At 74.8% G+C, this 3,927-nt stretch carries 4 protein-coding genes; all 4 read left to right on the forward strand.

Features of this window, described 5'->3' with window-relative positions; all coding sequences use genetic code 11:
- Window positions 1–816 (forward strand): hypothetical protein (locus ABEB16_RS03735; RefSeq protein WP_345710928.1); only part of this gene is annotated, 816 nt, incomplete at its 5' end.
- A gap of 75 nt (window positions 817–891) precedes the next feature.
- Window positions 892–1,728 carry a hypothetical protein gene (locus ABEB16_RS03740; RefSeq protein ID WP_345710929.1) on the forward strand — a complete coding sequence of 279 codons (837 nt, stop codon included), beginning with the start codon at window positions 892–894 and terminating at the stop codon, window positions 1,726–1,728.
- Window positions 1,729–1,950: 222 nt separating this feature from the next.
- Window positions 1,951–2,526, forward strand: coding sequence for a TerD family protein (locus tag ABEB16_RS03745; protein WP_345710930.1), 576 nt, complete (start codon window positions 1,951–1,953; stop codon window positions 2,524–2,526).
- 98 nt (window positions 2,527–2,624) lie between these two features.
- Complete coding sequence (locus tag ABEB16_RS03750) at window positions 2,625–3,767, forward strand: DUF475 domain-containing protein (protein ID WP_345710931.1); 1,143 nt, start codon at window positions 2,625–2,627, stop codon at window positions 3,765–3,767.
- Window positions 3,768–3,927: the final 160 nt, after the last annotated feature.

Below are 3,927 nucleotides of genomic sequence, written 5' to 3' on the forward strand. Positions count from 1 at the left end.
GCGGCCAGGCAGGCGGTCGCCGAGGCGAAGCAGGCCGGGTGGGGGGCGGCGCCGCAGCAGGTCGTCGCGGTCCGGCGGGTCCCCGCGGCGCCCGTCGCCCGCGGTGCGCACCCCGCCCACACCTGCGACCCCGAGGACGTCGGCGCGCTGCACCTGCCCCGCGTCGGGCACGTCGCCGGCCCGGTGGTGCGCGCCGTGGGAGGGCTGTGGCTGACCGCCTGGATCGTCCTGTTCGTCCTCGGGGCACCCGTCGTCGCCCTGATCGTCATGGTCGCGTGGATCGCGGCCGACTCCGCCTACGAGTCCGGGGTGCGCCGGCGCAAGAAGGCCCGCAAGGCCCACCGCCGTGCGCAGCGGGCCGCGCTGGCGCAGGCCGCGGCGGCACCGCCGCCCCCGGATCCGGCGGTGGCCGCCCGGCAGGTGCTGGTGGCCACGGTGCGCCGGGTCGAGGTCGCGGCGATGCCCCCCGGTGCGGTCGCGGCGGTGCGCGAGGTCGCCGACGTCGTGGGCCCGCTGCTGGAGCGGACCGCCGGACCGGGTGCCGACGCGCGGGTCGCGCACGACCTGCAGGCCCTGGCGGGGGAGTACCTGCCCACGGCGGTCGAGGACTACCTGAGGCTGCCCCCGGACGTCGCCACCACCCGCCGCGGCCCCGGCGGGCTGACGGCCGCGGAGGAGCTGGCGGAGCAGCTGGCGCTGCTGCTGGAGGGCGCGCGGCAGCTGCGCGAGGCGGTGCTGGCCGCGGACGCCGAGCGCCTGACCACCCAGCGGCGGTTCCTGGAGGCGAAGTTCCGCCGCTCCGACCTGGACCTCTGATCCGGCTCCCCGAGCCGGTCCGGATCCGCACGGACGACCTGGGAGGGACGCGCGGTGAGCGATAGCATCCGGCGGGTGAGCGTGGGCCCGGACCCCGGCGCGGAGCGCGCCCCGCAGCACGGCGTCGCCCCGGGCGGTCCGGACCGTGCCGCGGCGACCGGCTCCCACCTGCTGCCCCACGTGCCACCGCACCCGCCCGTCCGGGTGCCCGCCGACGTGCAGGGCATCGACCTGCCGGGCGGCCGGCACGTCAGCGGCCCCGTCGTGCAGGGGGTGCGCGGGCTCTGGCTGGCGCTGTGGATCATCATGTTCGCCACCGGCAACCCGGGCATCGCGCTGCCGCTGATGTTCGTCTGGATCTTCGCCAACGCCACCTACGAGAAGACGGTGCAGGAACGCCGCAAGGCGCTCAAGCACGCCGCGCGGCAACCGCTGCCCGCCCCGCCCGCCCCGCTGCGCCCGCCGCCGCCGCCCGCGCCGCCGGAGGACGAGGGGACCCGGGCGCGGCGCGGCCCCGACCACGCGGTGCGCCGGGCCGAGGAGTCCGCGGCGACCCTGCCCGCGGGAGCGCTGGAGACGGTGCGGGAGACCGCCGGCTGGCTGCGCCCCCTGCTGGCGCGCGCCCGCGAGGAGGGTGTCGACGCCCGCGTCGCGCACGACCTGCACGCCCTGGCCGGGGAGTACCTGCCCCGCGCGGTCGACGACTACCTGCGCCTGCCCCCGGACGTGGCCGCCACCCCGGGTGCCGCCTCGGGACGCAGCCCCGCCGACGACCTGCGCGAGCAGCTGGAGCTGCTGCGTCAGGGCGCCGCCCAGCTGCGCCAGGCCGTGCACGGCGCCGACGCCGAGCGCCTGGCGACGCAGCGGCGGTTCCTGGAGGCGAAGTTCGGCCGCTCGGGGCTCGACCTGTGAGCCGGCGCTGACGGCGCAGGTGCGGCCGGCCGCGGCGACCCGCGCCCGCCGGGAGGGGCCGCACCGGGCGCCGGTCCCACCGGCACCCCCTGTCGCCGGGGCACCAAGGTGGCGGCAGGATCGTTGCCCGGGAGCCGGACCCGGCTCGCCGGTTCCGACGACGACGCACGACGGGACGGCCGGAGGACGGCCGCGCCGACGACACCGATTGGAGCAGCGCACATGGGCGTCAGCCTCAGCAAGGGCGGCAACGTCTCCCTCACCAAGGAGGCCCCCGGGATGACCCGCGTGACCGTGGGTCTGGGCTGGGACGCGAACAGCTTCACCGGCTCGGAGTTCGACCTCGACGCGCAGGCGATCATGGTCGGCCCCGACGGCAAGGTCCCCAGCGACGGCTTCTTCGTCTTCTTCAACCAGCTCAAGAGCCCCGAGGGCTCGGTGGAGCACCTGGGCGACAACCTCACCGGCGCCGGCGAGGGCGACGACGAGCAGATCAACGTGGACCTCGCGGGCGTGCCCGCGGAGATCGACAAGGTCGTCTTCACGGTCGCCATCTACGACGCCGACACCCGCCGGCAGTCGTTCGGGCAGGTCCGCAACGCGTTCATCCGCGTCGTCAACGCCGACAGCGGCGCCGAGGTGGCCCGCTACGACCTGTCGGAGGACGCCTCCACGGAGACCGCGATGGTCTTCGGCGAGCTGTACCGCAACGGCGCCGACTGGAAGTTCCGCGCCGTCGGGCAGGGCTACGCCACCGGCCTGCGCGGCATCGCCTCCGACTTCGGCGTGAGCGTCTAGGGCAGACTCGGTCCCGTCGCACGACCCCGCCCGGTCCCGGGCGGGGTCGTGCGCTGGACGCCCCGACTCCGCTCGCCGCGACTCACGGAGCCCACTCCATGCTCAAGACCTACGGATGGTCCTTCGCCGTCCTCATCGCCGGACTGATCGGCGCCTTCGTCTACGACGGTCCGCAAGCCCTGCTCTTCGCAGCCATCCTGGTCGTGCTGGAGGTCAGCCTCTCCTTCGACAACGCCGTGGTGAACGCCACGGTGCTGCGGCGGATGAACGACTTCTGGCAGCGCATCTTCCTCACCGTCGGCGTCATCATCGCCGTCTTCGGCATGCGCCTCGTCTTCCCGCTGCTGCTCGTCGCGATCACCGCCGGTCTCGGCCCGATCGAGGCGGTGCAGCTGGCCATGGAGCAGCGCCCCGAGAGCGACCCGGGGTCCTACGCCGCGATCCTCAACGACGCGCACCCGACGATCGCCGCCTTCGGTGGCATGTTCCTGCTGATGCTGTTCCTCGACTTCATCACCGCCGAGCACGAGGAGTACTGGATCGGCCCGGTGGAGCGGGTGCTGTCGCACGCCGGCCGGCTGCAGGGCCTCAGCGTCATCGTCGCCGGCGGCCTGCTGGTGGTCGCGGCGGAGACGTTCGCGGCCGACCACGAGCTCACCGTGCTGCTCAGCGGCCTGCTCGGCATCCTCGTCTACCTGCTCGTCAACGGCCTCGGCGAGGTCTTCAACATCGACGAGGAGGACGGGGACGACACCGAGGAGGTGGCCGCCACGGGTGCGGAGAAGCAGGTCGCGGCGCAGGCCGTCCAGGCCGGCGCCCCCGCGCGGACCGGTCCCACCGAGCTGGCCCGCGTCGGCGGCAAGGCCGCGTTCTTCCTGTTCCTGTACCTGGAGGTCCTGGACGCGTCGTTCTCCTTCGACGGCGTCATCGGGGCCTTCGCCATCACCTACGACCCGATCATCATCGCGATCGGTCTGGGCGTGGGCGCCATGTTCGTCCGCTCGATGACCGTGCACCTGGTGCGGGAGGGCACGCTCAGCCGCTACCCCTACCTGGAGAACGGCGCGATGTGGGCGATCGGCGCGCTGGCGATCATCCTCATCATCTCCATCGAGGTGCACGTCAACGAGGTGCTCACCGGCCTCATCGGCGTCGCGTTCATCGGCGCCGCGCTGGCCTCCTCGATCGTGCGCAACCGCCGCGACCCGGAGCACGCGCAGGTGCACGCCGGCGGCCACTGAGCCACCACCGCGGGGCGCGGACGAGACGGGCGACGGGGCGAGAGGGACGAGGGGGCGACGGCGTGGGTCCCGCAGCGGTGCCCGGGGGTGCTCCGGGCAGGGGTCACCACACCGCCACCGGCCTCCGCCAGCCGGCGCAGCACCGCGAACGGCCCCGGGC

This window comes from Kineococcus glutinatus (genome assembly GCF_039542765.1).
Lineage (GTDB): Bacteria > Actinomycetota > Actinomycetes > Actinomycetales > Kineococcaceae > Kineococcus_A > Kineococcus_A glutinatus.